This is a genomic window from Pseudomonas sp. ENNP23 (genome assembly GCF_001728945.1).
Taxonomy (GTDB): Bacteria; Pseudomonadota; Gammaproteobacteria; order Pseudomonadales; family Pseudomonadaceae; genus Metapseudomonas; species Metapseudomonas otitidis.
On record NZ_LYSP01000043.1, the window covers coordinates 41,209 to 57,001 of the forward strand.

At 68.0% G+C, this 15,793-nt stretch carries 13 protein-coding genes; 11 read left to right on the top strand and 2 right to left on the bottom strand.

Annotated features, from left to right (window positions below; translation table 11 throughout):
- Positions 1-3 precede the first annotated feature (3 nt).
- The 3 genes from cydB to A9G05_RS21410 are packed head-to-tail and all read left to right on the top strand — an operon-like array spanning position 4 to position 1,555.
- A complete protein-coding gene (gene cydB / locus A9G05_RS21400) occupies positions 4-1,146 on the top strand; it encodes a cytochrome d ubiquinol oxidase subunit II (protein WP_069562868.1) in 1,143 nt (380 codons plus the stop codon).
- A 12-nt stretch (positions 1,147-1,158) separates the two neighbouring features.
- Complete coding sequence (gene cydX, locus A9G05_RS21405; protein ID WP_044412898.1) at positions 1,159-1,269, top strand: cytochrome bd-I oxidase subunit CydX; 111 nt, start codon at positions 1,159-1,161, stop codon at positions 1,267-1,269.
- Positions 1,250-1,555 (top strand): cyd operon YbgE family protein, encoded by a 306-nt coding sequence (locus tag A9G05_RS21410; RefSeq protein WP_069562869.1) that lies wholly within the window; start codon positions 1,250-1,252, stop codon positions 1,553-1,555. The genes cydX and A9G05_RS21410 overlap by 20 nt, the downstream gene beginning before the upstream one ends.
- A gap of 153 nt (positions 1,556-1,708) precedes the next feature.
- Here the strand turns inward: A9G05_RS21410 and A9G05_RS21415 are convergent, their stop codons facing one another.
- The gene (locus tag A9G05_RS21415; protein WP_083265784.1) at positions 1,709-2,539 is read right to left on the bottom strand and encodes an EAL domain-containing protein; all 831 of its coding nucleotides are present in this window, start codon (positions 2,537-2,539) and stop codon (positions 1,709-1,711) included.
- A 141-nt stretch (positions 2,540-2,680) separates the two neighbouring features.
- On the opposite strand from A9G05_RS21415, the gene A9G05_RS21420 reads away from it, so the two are divergent.
- The 5 genes from A9G05_RS21420 to A9G05_RS21440 all read left to right on the top strand — a co-directional run bounded on the left by A9G05_RS21420 (position 2,681) and on the right by A9G05_RS21440 (position 9,138).
- Positions 2,681-3,682: an AraC family transcriptional regulator gene (locus tag A9G05_RS21420; RefSeq protein WP_069562871.1), complete on the top strand. Its 1,002-nt coding sequence runs from the start codon at positions 2,681-2,683 to the stop codon at positions 3,680-3,682.
- 119 nt (positions 3,683-3,801) lie between these two features.
- Positions 3,802-4,665: an MBL fold metallo-hydrolase gene (locus A9G05_RS21425; RefSeq protein WP_069562872.1), complete on the top strand. Its 864-nt coding sequence runs from the start codon at positions 3,802-3,804 to the stop codon at positions 4,663-4,665.
- A gap of 10 nt (positions 4,666-4,675) precedes the next feature.
- Positions 4,676-6,412 carry a bifunctional protein tyrosine phosphatase family protein/NAD(P)/FAD-dependent oxidoreductase gene (locus A9G05_RS21430; protein ID WP_069562873.1) on the top strand — a complete coding sequence of 579 codons (1,737 nt, stop codon included), beginning with the start codon at positions 4,676-4,678 and terminating at the stop codon, positions 6,410-6,412.
- The gene (locus tag A9G05_RS21435; protein ID WP_069562874.1) at positions 6,409-8,178 is read left to right on the top strand and encodes a SulP family inorganic anion transporter; all 1,770 of its coding nucleotides are present in this window, start codon (positions 6,409-6,411) and stop codon (positions 8,176-8,178) included. The genes A9G05_RS21430 and A9G05_RS21435 overlap by 4 nt, the downstream gene beginning before the upstream one ends.
- 72 nt (positions 8,179-8,250) lie before the next feature.
- Positions 8,251-9,138, top strand: coding sequence for a LysR family transcriptional regulator (locus A9G05_RS21440; protein WP_069562875.1), 888 nt, complete (start codon positions 8,251-8,253; stop codon positions 9,136-9,138).
- Positions 9,139-9,141: 3 nt separating this feature from the next.
- Here the strand turns inward: A9G05_RS21440 and A9G05_RS21445 are convergent, their stop codons facing one another.
- On the bottom strand, positions 9,142-9,774 hold the full coding sequence (locus tag A9G05_RS21445) for a TetR family transcriptional regulator (protein ID WP_069562876.1): 633 nt from the start codon (positions 9,772-9,774) through the stop codon (positions 9,142-9,144).
- 206 nt (positions 9,775-9,980) lie between these two features.
- On the opposite strand from A9G05_RS21445, the gene A9G05_RS21450 reads away from it, so the two are divergent.
- From A9G05_RS21450 to A9G05_RS21460, 3 genes are read left to right on the top strand one after another with little or no spacing between them, the layout of a single operon-like run.
- Positions 9,981-11,123, top strand: a complete 1,143-nt coding sequence (locus tag A9G05_RS21450) for an efflux RND transporter periplasmic adaptor subunit (RefSeq protein WP_069562877.1) — start codon at positions 9,981-9,983, stop codon at positions 11,121-11,123.
- A 12-nt stretch (positions 11,124-11,135) separates the two neighbouring features.
- A complete protein-coding gene (locus A9G05_RS21455; protein ID WP_069562878.1) occupies positions 11,136-14,270 on the top strand; it encodes an efflux RND transporter permease subunit in 3,135 nt (1,044 codons plus the stop codon).
- On the top strand, positions 14,267-15,718 hold the full coding sequence (locus A9G05_RS21460; RefSeq protein ID WP_069562879.1) for an AdeC/AdeK/OprM family multidrug efflux complex outer membrane factor: 1,452 nt from the start codon (positions 14,267-14,269) through the stop codon (positions 15,716-15,718). The genes A9G05_RS21455 and A9G05_RS21460 overlap by 4 nt, the downstream gene beginning before the upstream one ends.
- Positions 15,719-15,793 lie beyond the last annotated feature (75 nt).

Genomic DNA, 15,793 nt, shown 5'->3' on the forward strand with positions numbered 1-15,793 from the left:
GTCATGCTGGATTACGAAAGCCTCAAGCTGATCTGGTGGGTCCTGGTGGGCGTGCTGCTGATCGGCTTCGCCCTGACGGATGGCTTCGACCTGGGGGCGGCGGCGCTGCTGCCGATCGTCGGCCGCACCGACACTGAGCGCCGGGTGGTGATCAACACCATCGCGCCGCACTGGGACGGCAACCAGGTCTGGCTGATCACCGCCGGCGGTGCGCTGTTCGCCGCCTGGCCGCTGGTCTACGCCGCCGCCTTCTCGGGTTTCTACTGGGCGATGCTGCTGGTGCTGTTCGCCCTGTTCGTGCGCCCGGTGGGCTTCGACTACCGCAGCAAGCTGGCCAACACCCGCTGGCGGCAGACCTGGGACTGGGGGCTGTTCGCCGGGGCGCTGGTGCCTTCGCTGGTGTTCGGGGTGGCCTTCGGCAACCTGCTGCTGGGCGTGCCCTTCCAGTTCGACGCGGACCTGCGGGTGAGCTACCACGGCAGCTTCTGGCAACTGCTCAACCCCTTCGGCCTGGTGGCCGGGGTGACCAGCCTGTCGATGCTGATGCTGCACGGGGCCACCTGGCTGATGATGCGCACCGAGGGCGATGTCGCGGTCCGCAGCCGGCGCGCGGCGCAGGTGGCGGCGCTGGTGTACCTGGCGGCCTTCCTCGCTGCGGGGGCCTGGCTGTGGCTGGGCGGCATCGGCGGGCAGGTGATCGTCGCGCCGCTGGAGACCGGCAAGGCGCTGAGCCCGCTGGCCAAACAGGTGGCCGCCGGCAACCCCGGCTGGCTGGGCAACTATGCGACCTACCCGTGGACCCTCCTGGCGCCGGTGCTCGGCGTGCTCGGCGCGCTGCTGGCCCTGGCCGGTGCCTCGACCCGGCGCGGCGGCCTGGCCTTCCTCGGGTCGAGCCTGGCCATCGTCGGCACCCTGTGCACCGCCGGCTTCGCGCTGTTCCCCTTCGTCATGCCGTCCTCGCTGGACCCGATGTCGAGCCTGACGGTGTGGGACGCGGTGTCCAGCCACAAGACCCTGGGGATCATGTTCGTGGTGGCCTGCCTCTTCGTGCCGCTGATCCTGATCTACACCCTCTGGAGCTACGCGAAGATGTGGGGCCGGGTGACCACCGCGCACATCGACGAAAACACCCATCGCCTCTATTGAAGGAGCCCGACCATGTGGTACTTCGCCTGGATACTCGGTGTGCTGCTGGCCTGCAGCTTCGGGATCATCAATGCGCTGTGGCTGGAAACCACGCAGAACCTGGATGAGGACGCCAGTGACTGAGCCCCGCGCCCTGAGCGCCGCCCCGCTGGGGCGTGCGCTCTCGCTGCTGCTGGCGACGCCGCTGGCGCTGCTGTTGCTGATCCACCCCGGCGCCTTCGTCGATGACGCAGGCACTTACTCCCACGGGCTGCTGATGCTGACCATGCTCGGCATCAGCGGCGGCTTCGTCCACGGCGTGGGCTTCGTTCCGCGTGCCCTGCCCTGGCGTCTGCTGTTCAGCCCCTGGTGCGCCTGGCCGTTGCTGCTGCTGGGCTATGCGCTACTGGCCCGGGCGCAGGGTTTCTGAACGCTCCCGCGCAAGGCGGGGGGGTATCTGCAGTTGTGAAGTTGTCGAACTGGTCAACTTCCAATTGCACTTCGTCCCTGTTCGAAAGTGTTATCACCGCCACGCCAGTGCATTCATCAGACGGTTAAGCTGCACAACTCCCGTGCATGCCCATCAGAACTTCAACGAACCGTTGCCTGGTATATCCGGGTGATCGACACGCGGCATTCCGAACAAGAAGCCTTGCAGCCACTCGGCATTTACCGCGCAGGCAAGTTGATGGTCGGCCAGGGTTTCGATGCCTTCGAGAACCACCACCGGGGATATGTCCCGGCAGGTTTCGACGACCTGTTCCAGACGCCTGAGTGCCGCACCGCCCTCCCGCGCTTCCACCAGGTAGCTGCGGTCGATCTTGATGATGCCGGGGCGCGCTTCGGCAACGAAATCCAGGGTGAAGCAGCCGGCACCGAGGTCGTCCACCGCCACCTTGCAGCCCAGGTGGGTGAAGTGACGGAAGAACGCCAGAGCATCGGCGTGGCTGCCGAAACGGGCGCTCTCGGTGATCTCGATGACCAGCCGCCCGGCGAGTTCCGGACGGTCCTGGAACAGGCTGGTCAGCGCCTCCCAGCCGGGGTCGAGGGCCGCGCTCAGGGCCGAGATGTTGCAGCCGAGGGTCAGCGCCGGGCTGCGATCCAGCAGGCGCACGACGTTGGACACCACCGAAGCGTCCAGCAGGCGGATGCGCCCCAGGCGCTCCAGCAAGGCGATGGGGTTGCAGGGAAACGGCTCGGCCAGGCTGCGCAACAGGCCCTCGTAATAGAGAACACGATGGGGGTTCCGGGAATGAACCACAGGTTGAAAGGCCAGGCCCAACTTCCCATCGTTCAATGCATCGTAGAACTCGCAGGCAAGATCACTGGATTGGGACATGCACGCACACAAGGACGACCTCGATGAATGTTTTAAATCCACAAAGAACCGGCACGTGCGAGTGCCTGCACGCATATAGGACTTTGTGAAGTTTTTCACGGAAATTATCCTATTGCGAAGAAATGCGCGGTAAGTGTCCGGGGACACCTTTTCCTTGTCCTGAAGTACAGGGCGACCCCACTTCCAAGAACTTGATGACCCGTCCTGGATAGATTCATGTACGCGATTACCGCCGCCTGTTCGAAGGTCCTGTGGAAGGCCCTGGTCAAGTCAGGAGTCGACCCGGACAGCCTGGCGATCCCCGCGCAGGAGATCGAGGCCGCGCTGGCCAGCGGCGCGCCGATCCGGACGGCAGTGATCTACGGCCTGTTCGACGAGGCGTTGCGGCAGACCGGCAACCCCGACCTGGGCCTGCTGGCCTACCACTACGCTCACCCCTCGGTGTGGAGCCCGTTCACCTACAGCATCATGTCCGCCCCGACCCTGGGCGACGCACTGGAACGGATGGTGGAGTACCACCCGCTGATCAGCAGCGGCTCGCAACTGTTCCTCGATCGGGACAGCGCCGGCAACCTGGTGTTGCAGGGGCGCGAGCTGGGCCAGCAGGGCGCCCCCAGAGCCTTCCTCGACGCCGGCGCAGCGCTGGTCCTGGCCTTGATCCACTGGCTGGAGCCCTATCACCGGCCGATGCCGCTCCGCGTGGAGTTCGCCTACCCCGAGCCGGAGAACACCGCCCGCCTGGCACGCCTGTTCGGCCCGGACCTGGTGTTCTCTGCGCGCACCAACGCCCTGGTGTTCTGCCCGTCCATCGCCGAGCTGCCGTTGCCCACCGCCGACGAGGCGCTGGACGCGCTGCACGCCGAGCGCGCCCAGCACATGGCCCACGAGATCCTCAAGGGTTCGGTGGCGGCCCGGGTTCGTCGCCTGCTGATGGAGCTGATGGCCGCCCAGGCGCGCCCTACCCTGCCGGACATCGCCGAGCGCCTGGGCATCAGCCCGCGCAGCCTGCAGAACGCGCTGGACCGCGAAGGCACCCACTTCAAGGTGATCGCCGACGATTGCCGCCTGCGCCTGGCCCACGATTACCTGCGGCGCTCCACGCGGAGCATCAAGTACATCGCCACCACCCTCGGCTTCAACGACCCGAGCAGCTTCCACAAGGCCTGCCTGCGCTGGTTCGGCATGTCACCCAACCGCTATCGCGCCGACCTCGGCTGAATACCCGAAGGTTTCAGCGCGCCGCCGCATATATCAAAAAAATATAAATATATAACCGGATGGCAGCTATGCTCAGCGTCATAAAAATACCCCAAGGGGTATTTAAGGAGAGCTGAACCATGAATGCCCACGTTGAACCCTTCTTCGATCCCGCCACCTTCACCTACAGCTACGTGGTGAGCGACCCAACGTCCCGGCGCTGCGCCGTGGTCGACTCGGTGCTCGACTACGACCCCGCCGCCGGTCGCACCTCCACCGCCAGCGCCGACCGCCTGATCGCCTACGTGCGCGAGCAGGGGCTGACCCTGGAGTGGATCCTGGAGACCCACGTCCATGCCGACCACCTGTCCGCCGCGCCCTACATCCAGCGCCAACTGGGCGGCAGGCTGGCCATCGGTGAGCACATCACCGTGGTGCAGCGGACCTTCGGCACGCTGTTCAACGCCGAGAGCGGTTTCGCCACCGACGGCAGCCAGTTCGACCACCTGCTCAAGGACGGCGACCGTTTCAGCGTTGGCGGCATCGAGGCCCAGGCACTGCACACCCCCGGCCACACCCCGGCCTGCATGACCTACCTGATCGGCGATGCCGCATTCGTCGGCGACACCCTGTTCATGCCCGACTACGGCACCGCCCGCTGCGACTTCCCCGGTGGCAACGCCCGTACCCTGTACCGCTCCATCCGCCGGCTGTTCACCCTGCCGGACGCCACCCGCCTGTTCATGTGCCACGACTACAAGGCGCCGGGGCGCGAGCACTTCCTCTACCAGACCAGCGTAGGCGAGGAACGTGCCCACAACGTGCACGTACACGAAGGCATCAGCGAAGACGACTTCGTCGCCATGCGCCAGGCCCGCGACGCCACCCTCGGCATGCCTGCCCTGATCCTGCCCTCGGTGCAGGTCAACATGCGCGCCGGGCAGTTGCCGCCGGCCGAGGACAACGGCACCCGCTACCTGAAGATTCCCTTGAACGCACTCTGAGGGACCGACCATGGACAGCATCAAGCGCCTCACCCCCTTCATCGCCGTCTCCACCCAACTGCAGCCGACGGACATGGGCACCCTGGCCGCCGCGGGCTACCGCTGCGTGATCAACAACCGGCCGGACAACGAGGGCGAGCAGCAGCCCAGCTCCGCCGAAATGCAGGCCGCCGCCCTGGCCAACGGCCTGGACTACCATCACCTGCCGGTGGTGTCCGGGCAGATCCGCGAGGCCGACGTCGAAGCCTTCAACGCCCTGCTCGCCCAGGTGCGTGGCCCGGTTCTGGCCTACTGCCGGACCGGCACCCGCTCCTGCAGCCTGTGGGCCCTCAGCGAGGCGCATCACCTCGACCCACAGGCCCTGCTGGCCACCGCCCGCGAGGCCGGCTACGACCTCAGCGGCCTGGCCCCGCGACTGGAACAGCGCTGGCAGGACGCACCGCGCGCCGAGCCCAGCCACGCCAGCCCCGGCCAGCGCTACGACGTGGTGGTGGTGGGCGGCGGTGCCGCCGGCTGCGCCGTGACCGCCAGCCTGCTCAAGCGTGAGCCCGGCCTGCACATCGCCGTGGTGGAGCCGCGTGACCAGCACCACTACCAGCCCGGCTGGACCCTGGTGGGCGCCGGCGTGTTCGACCGCGCGCGCACCGAGCGCCCCATGGCCCAGTGCATCCCGCCCCAGGCGCAGTGGGTGCATGCCGCCGTGGCCGCCTTCGAGCCGGACCAGCAGTGCGTGGTGCTGGAAGACGGCACCCGCCTCGCCTACCGGGCCCTGGTGGTATGCCCCGGGCTGAGCCTGGACTGGGGCGCCATCGACGGCCTGGAGGAAACCCTCGGCCGCAACGGCGTCACCTCCAACTACCGCTTCGAGCTGGCGCCCTACACCTGGCGTCTGGTGCAGGAGCTGCGCAAAGGGCGCGCCCTGTTCACCCAGCCGCCGATGCCGATCAAGTGCGCTGGCGCGCCGCAGAAGGCGCTCTATCTGTCCTGCGACTGGTGGCAGCGCGAGGGCCGGCTGGGCGCCATCCAGCCCGAGTTCTGCAGCGCCGGTGCCGCGCTGTTCGGCGTGGCCGACTTCGTGCCGACGCTGATGAGCTACATCGAGCGCTACGGCGTGAACCTGCAGTTGACCACGCAACTGGTGAAGGTGGACGGCCCGGCCCGACGCGCCTGGTTCCGCCAGACCGACAAGGACGGCCAGGTCCATGAGCTGGAGAAGACCTTCGACCTGCTCCACGTGGTGCCGCCGCAGAAAGCCCCGCGCTTCATCCGCGACAGCGTGCTGGCCAACGCCGAGGGCTGGGTCGAGGCCGACCACGAGACCCTGCGCCACCCTCGCTTCGGCAACATCTTCAGCCTCGGTGACGTCTGCGCCGCGCCCAACGCCAAGACTGCCGCCGCTGTGCGCAAGCAGGCCCCGGTGGTGGCGGAGAATCTCCTGGCGGTACTGGCCGGCCGTGGGCCACGGGCGCTCTACGACGGCTACGGTGCCTGCCCGCTGACCGTGGAACGCGGCAAGGTGGTGCTGGCCGAGTTCGGCTATGGCGGCAAGCTGCTGCCCACCTTCCCGCTCGACCCGCGGGTGCCGCGCCGCCTGGCCTGGGACCTGAAGGTGCGGGCCATGCCCGGCATCTACTTCGACATGATGCTGCGGGGCCGCGAGTGGCTGGCCGAGCCCAAACACCTGCCCCACGAACCCCTGGCGGTGGAGGCCCCGGCCGCCTGCAACTTCGAACGGGAGCAGAAGTGAGCCTCAAGCACTGGCTGCCCTGCACCGACTGGCTGCGTGGCTACGACCGCGCCGCCGCCGGCCAGGACGCCCTCGCCGCAGTGATCGTGACCCTGATGCTGGTGCCCCAGAGCCTGGCCTACGCCATGCTCGCCGGGCTGCCGCCCATCGCCGGGCTCTATGCCAGCATCCTGCCGTTGCTGGCCTATGCGCTGTTCGGCTCCAGCCGCACCCTGGCGGTGGGGCCGGTGGCGGTGGTGTCGCTGATGACCGCCAGCACCCTGCAGCCGCTGTTCCCCGCCGGCGGTGCCGAGTACGCCAGCGCCGCCCTGCTGCTGGCGCTGCTCAGCGGCCTGCTGCTGGCGGGCATGGCGGTGCTGCGCCTGGGGTTTCTCGCCAACTTCCTCAGCCACCCGGTGATCTCCGGCTTCATCAGCGCCTCAGGGTTGCTGATCGCCTGCGGCCAGCTCAAGCATCTCCTCGGTGTACAGGCCGGCGGCGACACCCTGCCGGAGCTGCTGCCCTCGCTGGTGCAGCACCTGCCCTCGCTGAACCCCACCACGCTGCTGATCGGCGGGCTCAGCCTGCTGTGGCTGTGGTGGGCGCGCAGCCGGGCCAAGGCCACCCTGCTGCGCCTCGGCCTGCCCGCCGGCCTGGCCAGCGCCCTGGCACGGGCGGCGCCGGCCCTGGCCATCGTGGTGGCGATCCTCGCCGTCAGCCTGCTGGGCCTCGGTGCCCACGGGGTGAAGGTGGTGGGGGACATTCCCTCGGGGTTGCCCGGCTTCACCCTGCCCAGCCTGGACCCGGCGCTGGCGGCCAAGCTGCTGCCTTCCGCCCTGCTCATCAGCCTGGTGGGCTTCGTCGAATCGGTGTCGGTGGCGCAGACCCTGGCCGCCACCCGGCGCCAGCGCATCGGCCCGGACAACGAGCTGCTCGGCCTCGGTGCGGCCAACGTGGCGGCGGCCTTCAGCGGTGGCTTCCCGGTCACCGGCGGCTTCGCCCGCTCGGTGGTGAACCATGACGCCGGCGCGCAGACGCCCCTGGCCGGGGTGATGACCGCCGGCGGCATCGCCCTCGGCACCCTGCTGCTGACGCCGCTGCTGCACGAACTGCCCCAGGCGGTGCTGGCCGCCACCATCATCGTCGCGGTGCTCAGCCTGGTGGACCTGGGCTCGCTGCTGCGCACCTGGCGCTACGCCTGGCAGGACGGCGCCGCGCAACTGGCCACCATGGCCGGCGTGCTGCTGATGGGGGTGGAGAGCGGCATCCTGCTGGGCGTGGGCCTGTCGCTGCTGCTGTTCCTCTGGCGCACCAGCCGGCCGCACATGGCGGTGGTGGGCCAGGTGCCGGGCAGCGAGCACTTCCGCAATGTCGAGCGCCATGCGGTCAACGAGAGCCCGACGGTGCTGTCCCTGCGGGTGGACGAGAGCCTGTACTTCCCCAATGCCCGCTACCTGGAAGAGCGCATCGTCGAGCTGATCGCCCAGCGGCCCCAGGTGCGCCACCTGGTGCTGATGTGTTCGGGGGTGAACCTGATCGACGCCAGCGCGCTGGACTCTCTGGAGGCCATCGTCGAACGCCTGCGGGCCAGCGACGTGCAACTGCACCTGTCCGAGGTGAAGGGCCCGGTGATGGACCAGCTCGGTCGCAGCACCTTCCTGAGCACCTTCGGCGGGCAGGTGTTCCTCAGCCAGTACCAGGCGCTGAAAGCCCTGGCGCCGGAGAGCCTGCAGGAGCCGGCACCGCACCACCCGTGCGTGGCACACCTGCCCCGGCGCACGTCCTGACGACCGCTCATTCGTGCCCACAGGGGCGCTATGCTTGCCCGGCATTTGCGCCCCGTTCACGAATGAGCTGCCATGAAAGCCACTTCCGATGAGCTCCTGCACTTCGTCGCAGTCGTCGACTGCGGCTCCATCAGTGCCGCTGCCGAACAGTTGCACCTGACGCCCTCGGCCATCAGCCGCAGCCTCGCGCGGCTGGAAGACAAGCTCGCCACCACCCTGCTCAACCGCACGACACGACGCATGGAACTGACCGAGGAGGGGCGCTTCTTCCTCGACCAGGCGCGGGACATCCTGCAGCGCATGGACAGCCTCGAAGAGCGCCTGGCCCTGCGCCGCCAGCGCCCCGCCGGGCGCCTGCGGGTCAACGCCGCCTCGCCGTTCATGCTGCACGCGGTGGTGCCCCACGTCGGCGCCTTCCGCGCGTTGTACCCGGACATCCAACTGGAGCTGAACACCAACGACCAGATCATCGACCTGCTGGAGCAGCGCACCGACGTGGCCATCCGCATCGGCCCACTGGGGGACTCCAGCCTCCACGCCCGCCCGCTGGGGGCCAGCCATCTGCACCTGCTGGCCAGTCCCGACTACCTGGCCCGCCATGGCCGACCGGAACGGGTGGAGGACCTGGCCGGGCACAGCCTGCTGGGCTTCACCCAGCCGGAGAGCCTGAACCTGTGGCCGTTGCGGCACACAGGGGGCGAACAGTGGCGGATCACCCCAGACCTCAGCGCCTCCAGCGGCGAAACGCTGCGCCAACTGGCCCTGGCTGGCGAGGGCATCGCCTGCCTGGCGAGCTTCATGAGCGATCGGGACCTGGCCGAAGGCCGGCTGGTGAAGCTGCTGGGCGAGGCCATGAGCGACTATCGCCAGCCGATCCACGCGGTGTACTACCGCAACACCCAACTGGCGCTGCGCATCCAGTGCTTCCTCGACTTTCTCCAGGCGCGCCTGGCCGGCTGAGGTTCAGCGGCGCAGGGCGGGGCTGAAACGGAGCATGTCCAGCAGGGCATCCACCATGGCTTCTGCCTGGGCCTTGAGGTCGAGACCTTCCGGCACCAGCAGCCAGTTGGCCTGCAGCCCGTCGATGTAGGCATGCACCGCCACGGCGGCGCGCGGGCAGTCGAGGTCGGCCGGCAACTGGCCCTTGCCGACGGCATTGGACAGGGTGCGGGCGATGCGCTGGTCACATTCGCTGGCGAAGTCCTGCATCCGGCGCCGCAGGTCACCCAGGTCATCGGTGTATTCGCACTTGTGCTGGAGGATTTCGCTGATGCGCCGACTTTGCGGGTCATCCACCAGGCGCAGCAGCAGGCGCACCAGCAGTTGCCGCATGCGCCCGAGCGGGTCGCTCTCGCGCTCGCTCTCGCTGGCGCGGGCCAGCTCCTCCAGGGGGCTGCGCAGGCGCTCGCAGAGGGCCTGGAACAGGTCCACCTTGTTCTCGAAATGCCAATAGATGGCGCCCCGCGACACGCCCGCGTCCGAGGCGATCTCCGCCAGCGAGGCGCGGGAGACACCCTTGCCATAAAAAACGCGCTCGGCGGCATCCAGGATCTGGATGCGGGTCTCCTCGGCTTCTTCCTTGGTTCGTCTGGCCATGCCTACAGGTGCTTCACATAAAGGGACGAATCGGCGAAATCCCACATCTCTATCGACACATTCTCTGACAGAGATACAGGAAGAATCATTTACAAACGTTCACGCATGTAAGTATATTCGTTAGCAGCCTAAAGAATCTACCCTCACTCCCCGTGAGGGTTTCGCCCGCTCGGGCACGCGAATTCTCACAACGAGGTCTTACACAGATGCAGAAGAAGCCAGCCTTCGCCGCCATGGTTTCCGCCGTCGCTCTGGCTACGCTCACGCTCGTCGGGTGCCAGGAGGCCTCGGCCCCGCCGCCTCAGCAGGCGCCCCAGGTCGGGGTCGTCACCTTGCAGGCCGAGCCCTACACACTGACCACCGAACTGCCCGGCCGCACCAGCGCCTTCCGCATCGCCGAGGTGCGACCGCAGGTGAACGGCATCATCCAGAGGCGCCTGTTCCAGGAAGGCACCGAGGTGAAGGCCGGCCAGCAGCTGTATCAGATCGACCCAGCCGTCTATCAGGCGTCGCTGAAGAGCGCCGAGGCGACCCTCGCCTCCGCCCGTTCCCTGGCCGACCGCTACAAGGCGCTGGTGAGCGACCAGGCTGTCAGCCGCCAGTCCTACGACGAGGCCCGCGCCGCCCAGTTGACCGCCGAAGCGGCGCTGGAGAAGGCCCGCATCGACCTGCGCTACACCAAGGTGCTGGCGCCCATCAGCGGCCGCATCGGCCGTTCCGCCGTGACCGAAGGCGCCCTCGTCAGCAACGGCCAGACCGCCGCCATGGCCACCATCCAGCAGCTCGACCCGATCTACGTCGACGTCACCCAGTCCACCAAGGAACTGCTGCGCCTGCGCCGTGACCTGGAGAGCGGCCAGTTGCAGAAGGCCGGCGACAACGCCGCCAAGGTGCGCCTGACCCTGGAAGACGGCAGCACCTACGAGCACGAAGGCACCCTGGAGTTCTCCGAGGTGTCGGTGGACGAAGGCACCGGCTCGGTGACCCTGCGCGCCATGTTCCCCAACCCCGAGCACACCCTGCTGCCGGGCATGTTCGTGCACGCCCAGCTCAGCTCCGGCGTCAACCAGCAGGCCATCCTCGCGCCCCAGCAGGGCGTGACCCGCGACCTCAAGGGCCAGGCCATGGCCATGGTGGTGAACGCCGAGAACAAGGTGGAGATGCGCCAACTGGAAGCCGACCGCACCGTGGGTGACCGCTGGCTGGTGACCAAGGGCCTCAACCCGGGTGATCGCCTGATCACCGAAGGCCTGCAGTTCGTCCAGCCCGGTATCGAGGTCAAGACCGCCCCGGCGACCAACGTGGCCCAGGCCAAGCCCGCCGAAGCCGAGCCGGCCAAGCGCTCATAAGGAGCCCGATCCATGTCGAAATTCTTCATCGACCGGCCGATCTTCGCCTGGGTGATCGCGCTGGTGATCATGCTGGCCGGCGGCCTGTCCATCCTCAAGCTGCCGATCAACCAGTACCCGAGCATCGCCGCGCCCGCCGTGGCGATCCAGGTCAGCTACCCCGGCGCTTCGGCGCAGACGGTGCAGGACACCGTGGTGCAGGTCATCGAGCAGCAGCTCAACGGCATCGACGGCCTGCGCTACATCTCCTCGGAGAGCAACTCCGACGGCAGCATGAGCATCACCGCCACCTTCGAGCAGGGCACCAACCCCGACATCGCCCAGGTGCAGGTGCAGAACAAGCTGCAACTGGCCACCCCGCTGCTGCCCCAGGAGGTCCAGCAACAGGGCATCCGCGTCACCAAGGCGGTGAAGAACTTCCTGCTGGTGATCGGCGTCGTCTCCGAAGACGGCTCCATGGACAAGAACGACCTGGCCAACTACATCGTCTCCAACATCCAGGACCCGATCTCGCGGACCAAGGGCGTGGGCGACTTCCAGGTGTTCGGCGCCCAGTACGCCATGCGCATCTGGCTCGACCCGGCCAAGCTGAACAATTACCAACTGACCCCGGTGGACGTGAAGACCGCCATCCAGGCGCAGAACGTGCAGATCTCCTCCGGCCAGCTCGGCGGCCTGCCCGCGTCTCCCGGCCAGCAGCTCAACGCCACCATCATCGGCAAGACCCGCCTGCAGACCCCCGAGCAGTTCCGCGAGATCCTCCTCAAGGTCAACCGTGACGGCTCCCAGGTGCGCCTGCGTGACGTCGCCACCGTGGAACTGGGCGGCGAGAACTACAGCATCAGCGCCCAGTACAACGGCAACGCCGCTTCCGGCCTGGCCATCAAGCTGGCCACCGGCGCCAACGCGCTGGACACCGCCAAGGCCATCCGCCAGACCATCGCCGAGCTGGAGCCGTTCTTCCCGCCGGGCATGAAGGTGGTGTTCCCCTACGACACCACCCCGGTGGTCAGCGCCTCCATCGAAGGCGTGATCCACACCCTGGGCGAAGCCATCGTCCTGGTGTTCCTGGTGATGTTCCTGTTCCTGCAGAACTTCCGCGCCACCATCATCCCCACCCTCGCGGTGCCGGTGGTGCTGCTGGGCACCTTCGGCGTGCTCGCCGCGTTCGGCTTCACCATCAACACCCTGACCATGTTCGCCATGGTCCTGGCCATCGGCCTGCTGGTGGACGACGCCATCGTCGTGGTGGAGAACGTCGAGCGGGTCATGGCCGAGGAAGGCCTCTCACCACTGGAAGCCACCCGCAAGTCCATGGGCCAGATCCAGGGCGCCCTGGTGGGCATCGCCCTGGTGCTCTCGGCGGTGTTCCTGCCGATGGCCTTCTTCGGCGGCTCCACCGGCGTGATCTACCGGCAGTTCTCCATCACCATCGTCTCGGCCATGGCCCTGTCGGTGCTGGTGGCCCTGGTGTTCACCCCGGCGCTGTGCGCCACCCTGCTCAAGCCGGTGCACGGCGGCCACCACGAGAAGCGCGGCTTCTTCGGCTGGTTCAATCGCACCTTCGACCGCAGCGTGCGCGGCTACGAGCGCGGCGTGCGCAGCATCCTCACCCGCAAGCTGCCGTACCTGCTGATGTACGTGGTGATCCTCGGCGTCATGGCCTGGCTGTTCACCCGCATCCCCACCGCCTTCCTCCCCGAGGAAGACCAGGGCGTGCTCTTCGCCCAGGTGCAGACCCCGTCCGGCGCCAGCGCCGAACGCACCCAGGTGGTGGTCGACCAGATGCGCGAGTACCTGCTGACCCAGGAGAAGGACACGGTCAAGTCGGTGTTCACCGTCACCGGCTTCAACTTCGCCGGTCGCGGCCAGAGCTCGGGCATGGCCTTCATCATGCTCAAGCCGTGGAACGAGCGCCCCGGCGCCGAGCACAGCGTGTTCGCCCTGGCCAACCGCGCACAGATGCACTTCTTCAGCTTCCGCGACGCCATGGTGTTCGCCTTCGCACCGCCGGCGGTGATGGAGCTGGGCAACGCCACCGGCTTCAACTTCTTCCTCCAGGACCGCGCCGGCGTCGGCCATGAAACCCTCAACGCCGCCCGCGACCAGTTCCTCGCCCTCGCCGCGAAGGACCCGGTGCTGACCCGCGTGCGCGCCAACGGCCTGCGCGACGAGCCGCAGTACCAGTTGCTGATCGACGACGAGAAGGCCCGTGCCCACGGCGTCTCCCTCTCTGACATCAACAACACCGTGTCCATCGCCTGGGGTGCCAGCTACGTCAACGACTTCATCGACCGTGGCCGGGTGAAGAAGGTCTACCTGCAAGGCGAAGCCAACGCGCGGATGAACCCCGAGGACCTGAACAAGTGGTACGTGCGCAACGACCAGGGCCAGATGGTGCCGTTCAGCGCCTTCGCCAGCGGCGAGTGGACCTACGGCGCGCCCAAGCTGGCCCGCTACAACGGCGTGTCGGCGGTGGAGATCCTCGGCGAGGCGGCCCCGGGCCACAGTTCCGGTGAGGCCATGGCCGCAGTCGAGCGCATCGCCAAGCAACTGCCGGCCGGCGTCGGCTACTCCTGGACCGGCCTCTCCTACGAGGAGCGCCTGTCCGGCTCCCAGGCCCCGGCGCTGTACGCCCTCTCGCTGCTGGTGGTGTTCCTCTGCCTGGCGGCGCTCTACGAGAGCTGGTCGATCCCGTTCTCGGTGATGCTGGTGGTTCCGCTCGGGGTGATCGGTGCGCTGCTGTTCACCAGCCTGCGCGGCCTGTCCAACGACGTGTTCTTCCAGGTCGGCCTGCTCACCACCATCGGCCTCTCGGCGAAGAACGCCATCCTCATCGTGGAGTTCGCCAAGGAGCTGCACGAACAGGGCAAGAGCCTGTTCGACGCCGCCGTGGAAGCCTGCCGCATGCGCCTGCGCCCGATCATCATGACCTCGCTGGCGTTCATCCTCGGTGTGGTACCCATGGCCATCTCCAGCGGTGCCGGCTCGGGCAGTCAGCACGCCATCGGCACCGGCGTGATCGGCGGCATGCTCACCGCGACCGTCCTGGCGATCTTCTGGGTACCGCTCTTCTACGTACTGGTCTGCTCGCTGTTCAAGGACAAGCGCAGCAAAGACGAACTGACCAAGGAGGCCGCCGAATGAGGCCGTCCCTGTTGTCCCTCGCGGTCGCCGGCGTCCTGCTCGGCGGCTGCTCCCTGATCCCCGACTACCAGCGCCCCGAAGCCCCGGTGGAAGCCGCCTGGCCCCAGGGCGAGGCGTACACCGCCAGCGACAGCGGCGCCCAGGCGCGGGTCGCCGCCGCCGATCTCGGCTGGCGCGAGTTCTTCCAGGACCCGGCCCTGCAACGCCTGCTGGAAAGCGCCCTGACCAACAACCGCGACCTGCGCGTGGCGGCCCTCAACGTCGAGGCCTACCGCGCCCAGTACCGCATCCAGCGCGCCGACCTGTTCCCCAGCGTCAGCGCCGATGGCAGCGGCACCCGCCAGCGCATGCCGGCGGACCTCTCCGGCGGCGGCCACGCCACCACCAGTGGCTCCTACGCCGCCACCCTGGGCGTCAGCGCCTGGGAACTGGACTTCTTCGGCCGCGTGCGCAGCCTGACCGAGCAGACCCTCGAACAGTACATGGCCACCGAGGAAGCCCAGCGCAGCGCGCAGATCAGCCTGCTGGCCAGCGTCGCCAACGCCTACCTCACCCTGCAGGCCGACCAGGCCCAGTTGCGGCTCACCCGCGACACCCTGAAGACCTACCAGGAAAGCTACACCCTCACCCAGCGCAGCTTCGACGTCGGCGTGGCCGACGCGCTGTCCCTCAGCCAGGCCCGCACCGCCGTGGAAAGCGCCCAGGTGACCCTGGCGCAGTACACCCGCCAGGTCGCCCAGGACCGCAACGCCCTCACCCTGCTGGTGGGCGGCCCGCTGCCCAACGACCTGCCCCAGGGCGAAGTGCTGAGTGATGACCAGTTGGCCGAAGTGCCCGCCGGCCTGCCCTCGGAGATTCTCCAGCGCCGCCCCGACCTGCTCCAGGCCGAGCACCAGTTGAAAGCCGCCAACGCCAGCATCGGCGCAGCACGGGCGGCGTTCTTCCCGCGCATCACCCTCACCGCCAACGCCGGCAGCCGCAGCGCCGAGCTGTCCGGGCTGTTCGACGCCGGCTCCGGCAGTTGGCTGTTCCAGCCGCAGATCAGCCTGCCGATCTTCAACGCCGGTCGGCTGAAGGCCAGCCTCGACTACGCCGAGGTGCAGAAGAACATCCAGGTGGCGCAGTACGAGAAGGCCGTCCAGACCGCGTTCCAGGAAGTCGCCGACGGCCTCGCCGCCCGCACCACCTACGCGCAGGAACTGGACGCCCAACGCAACCTGGTGCGCACCTCCGAGGCGTACTATGGCCTGGCCGAACGCCGCTACCGCACCGGCGTGGACAGCTACCTGACCCTGCTCGACGCCCAGCGCCAACTGTTCAGCGCGCGCCAGCAGCTGATCAGCGCCCGCCTCAACCAGCTCACCAGCGAGGTCAACCTGTACAAGGCCCTCGGCGGCGGCTGGAACGAGCGCACCACCAGTGCCACCCCGGCAGCACCGAAATCCTGATTCGCGTGTAACGGCCCATGGAAGCGGCCACCCTTGCTACGCGATGCCCCCGCCCCATGGCGGGGGCTTTTTTAT

Bases quoted from the DNA above. Each gene is read 5' to 3' on its own strand.
- A9G05_RS21420 (WP_069562871.1), top strand. From the start codon at position 2,681: ATGTACGCGATTACCGCCGCCTGTTCGAAGGTCCTGTGGAAGGCCCTG.
- A9G05_RS21450 (WP_069562877.1), top strand. From the start codon at position 9,981: ATGCAGAAGAAGCCAGCCTTCGCCGCCATGGTTTCCGCCGTCGCTCTG.
- A9G05_RS21460 (WP_069562879.1), top strand. From the start codon at position 14,267: ATGAGGCCGTCCCTGTTGTCCCTCGCGGTCGCCGGCGTCCTGCTCGGC.
- A9G05_RS21425 (WP_069562872.1), top strand. From the start codon at position 3,802: ATGAATGCCCACGTTGAACCCTTCTTCGATCCCGCCACCTTCACCTAC.
- A9G05_RS21410 (WP_069562869.1), top strand. From the start codon at position 1,250: ATGAGGACGCCAGTGACTGAGCCCCGCGCCCTGAGCGCCGCCCCGCTG.
- A9G05_RS21455 (WP_069562878.1), top strand. From the start codon at position 11,136: ATGTCGAAATTCTTCATCGACCGGCCGATCTTCGCCTGGGTGATCGCG.
- A9G05_RS21445 (WP_069562876.1), bottom strand. From the start codon at position 9,774: ATGGCCAGACGAACCAAGGAAGAAGCCGAGGAGACCCGCATCCAGATC.
- cydX (WP_044412898.1), top strand. From the start codon at position 1,159: ATGTGGTACTTCGCCTGGATACTCGGTGTGCTGCTGGCCTGCAGCTTC.
- A9G05_RS21415 (WP_083265784.1), bottom strand. From the start codon at position 2,539: ATGCGTGCAGGCACTCGCACGTGCCGGTTCTTTGTGGATTTAAAACAT.
- A9G05_RS21430 (WP_069562873.1), top strand. From the start codon at position 4,676: ATGGACAGCATCAAGCGCCTCACCCCCTTCATCGCCGTCTCCACCCAA.
- A9G05_RS21440 (WP_069562875.1), top strand. From the start codon at position 8,251: ATGAAAGCCACTTCCGATGAGCTCCTGCACTTCGTCGCAGTCGTCGAC.
- cydB (WP_069562868.1), top strand. From the start codon at position 4: ATGCTGGATTACGAAAGCCTCAAGCTGATCTGGTGGGTCCTGGTGGGC.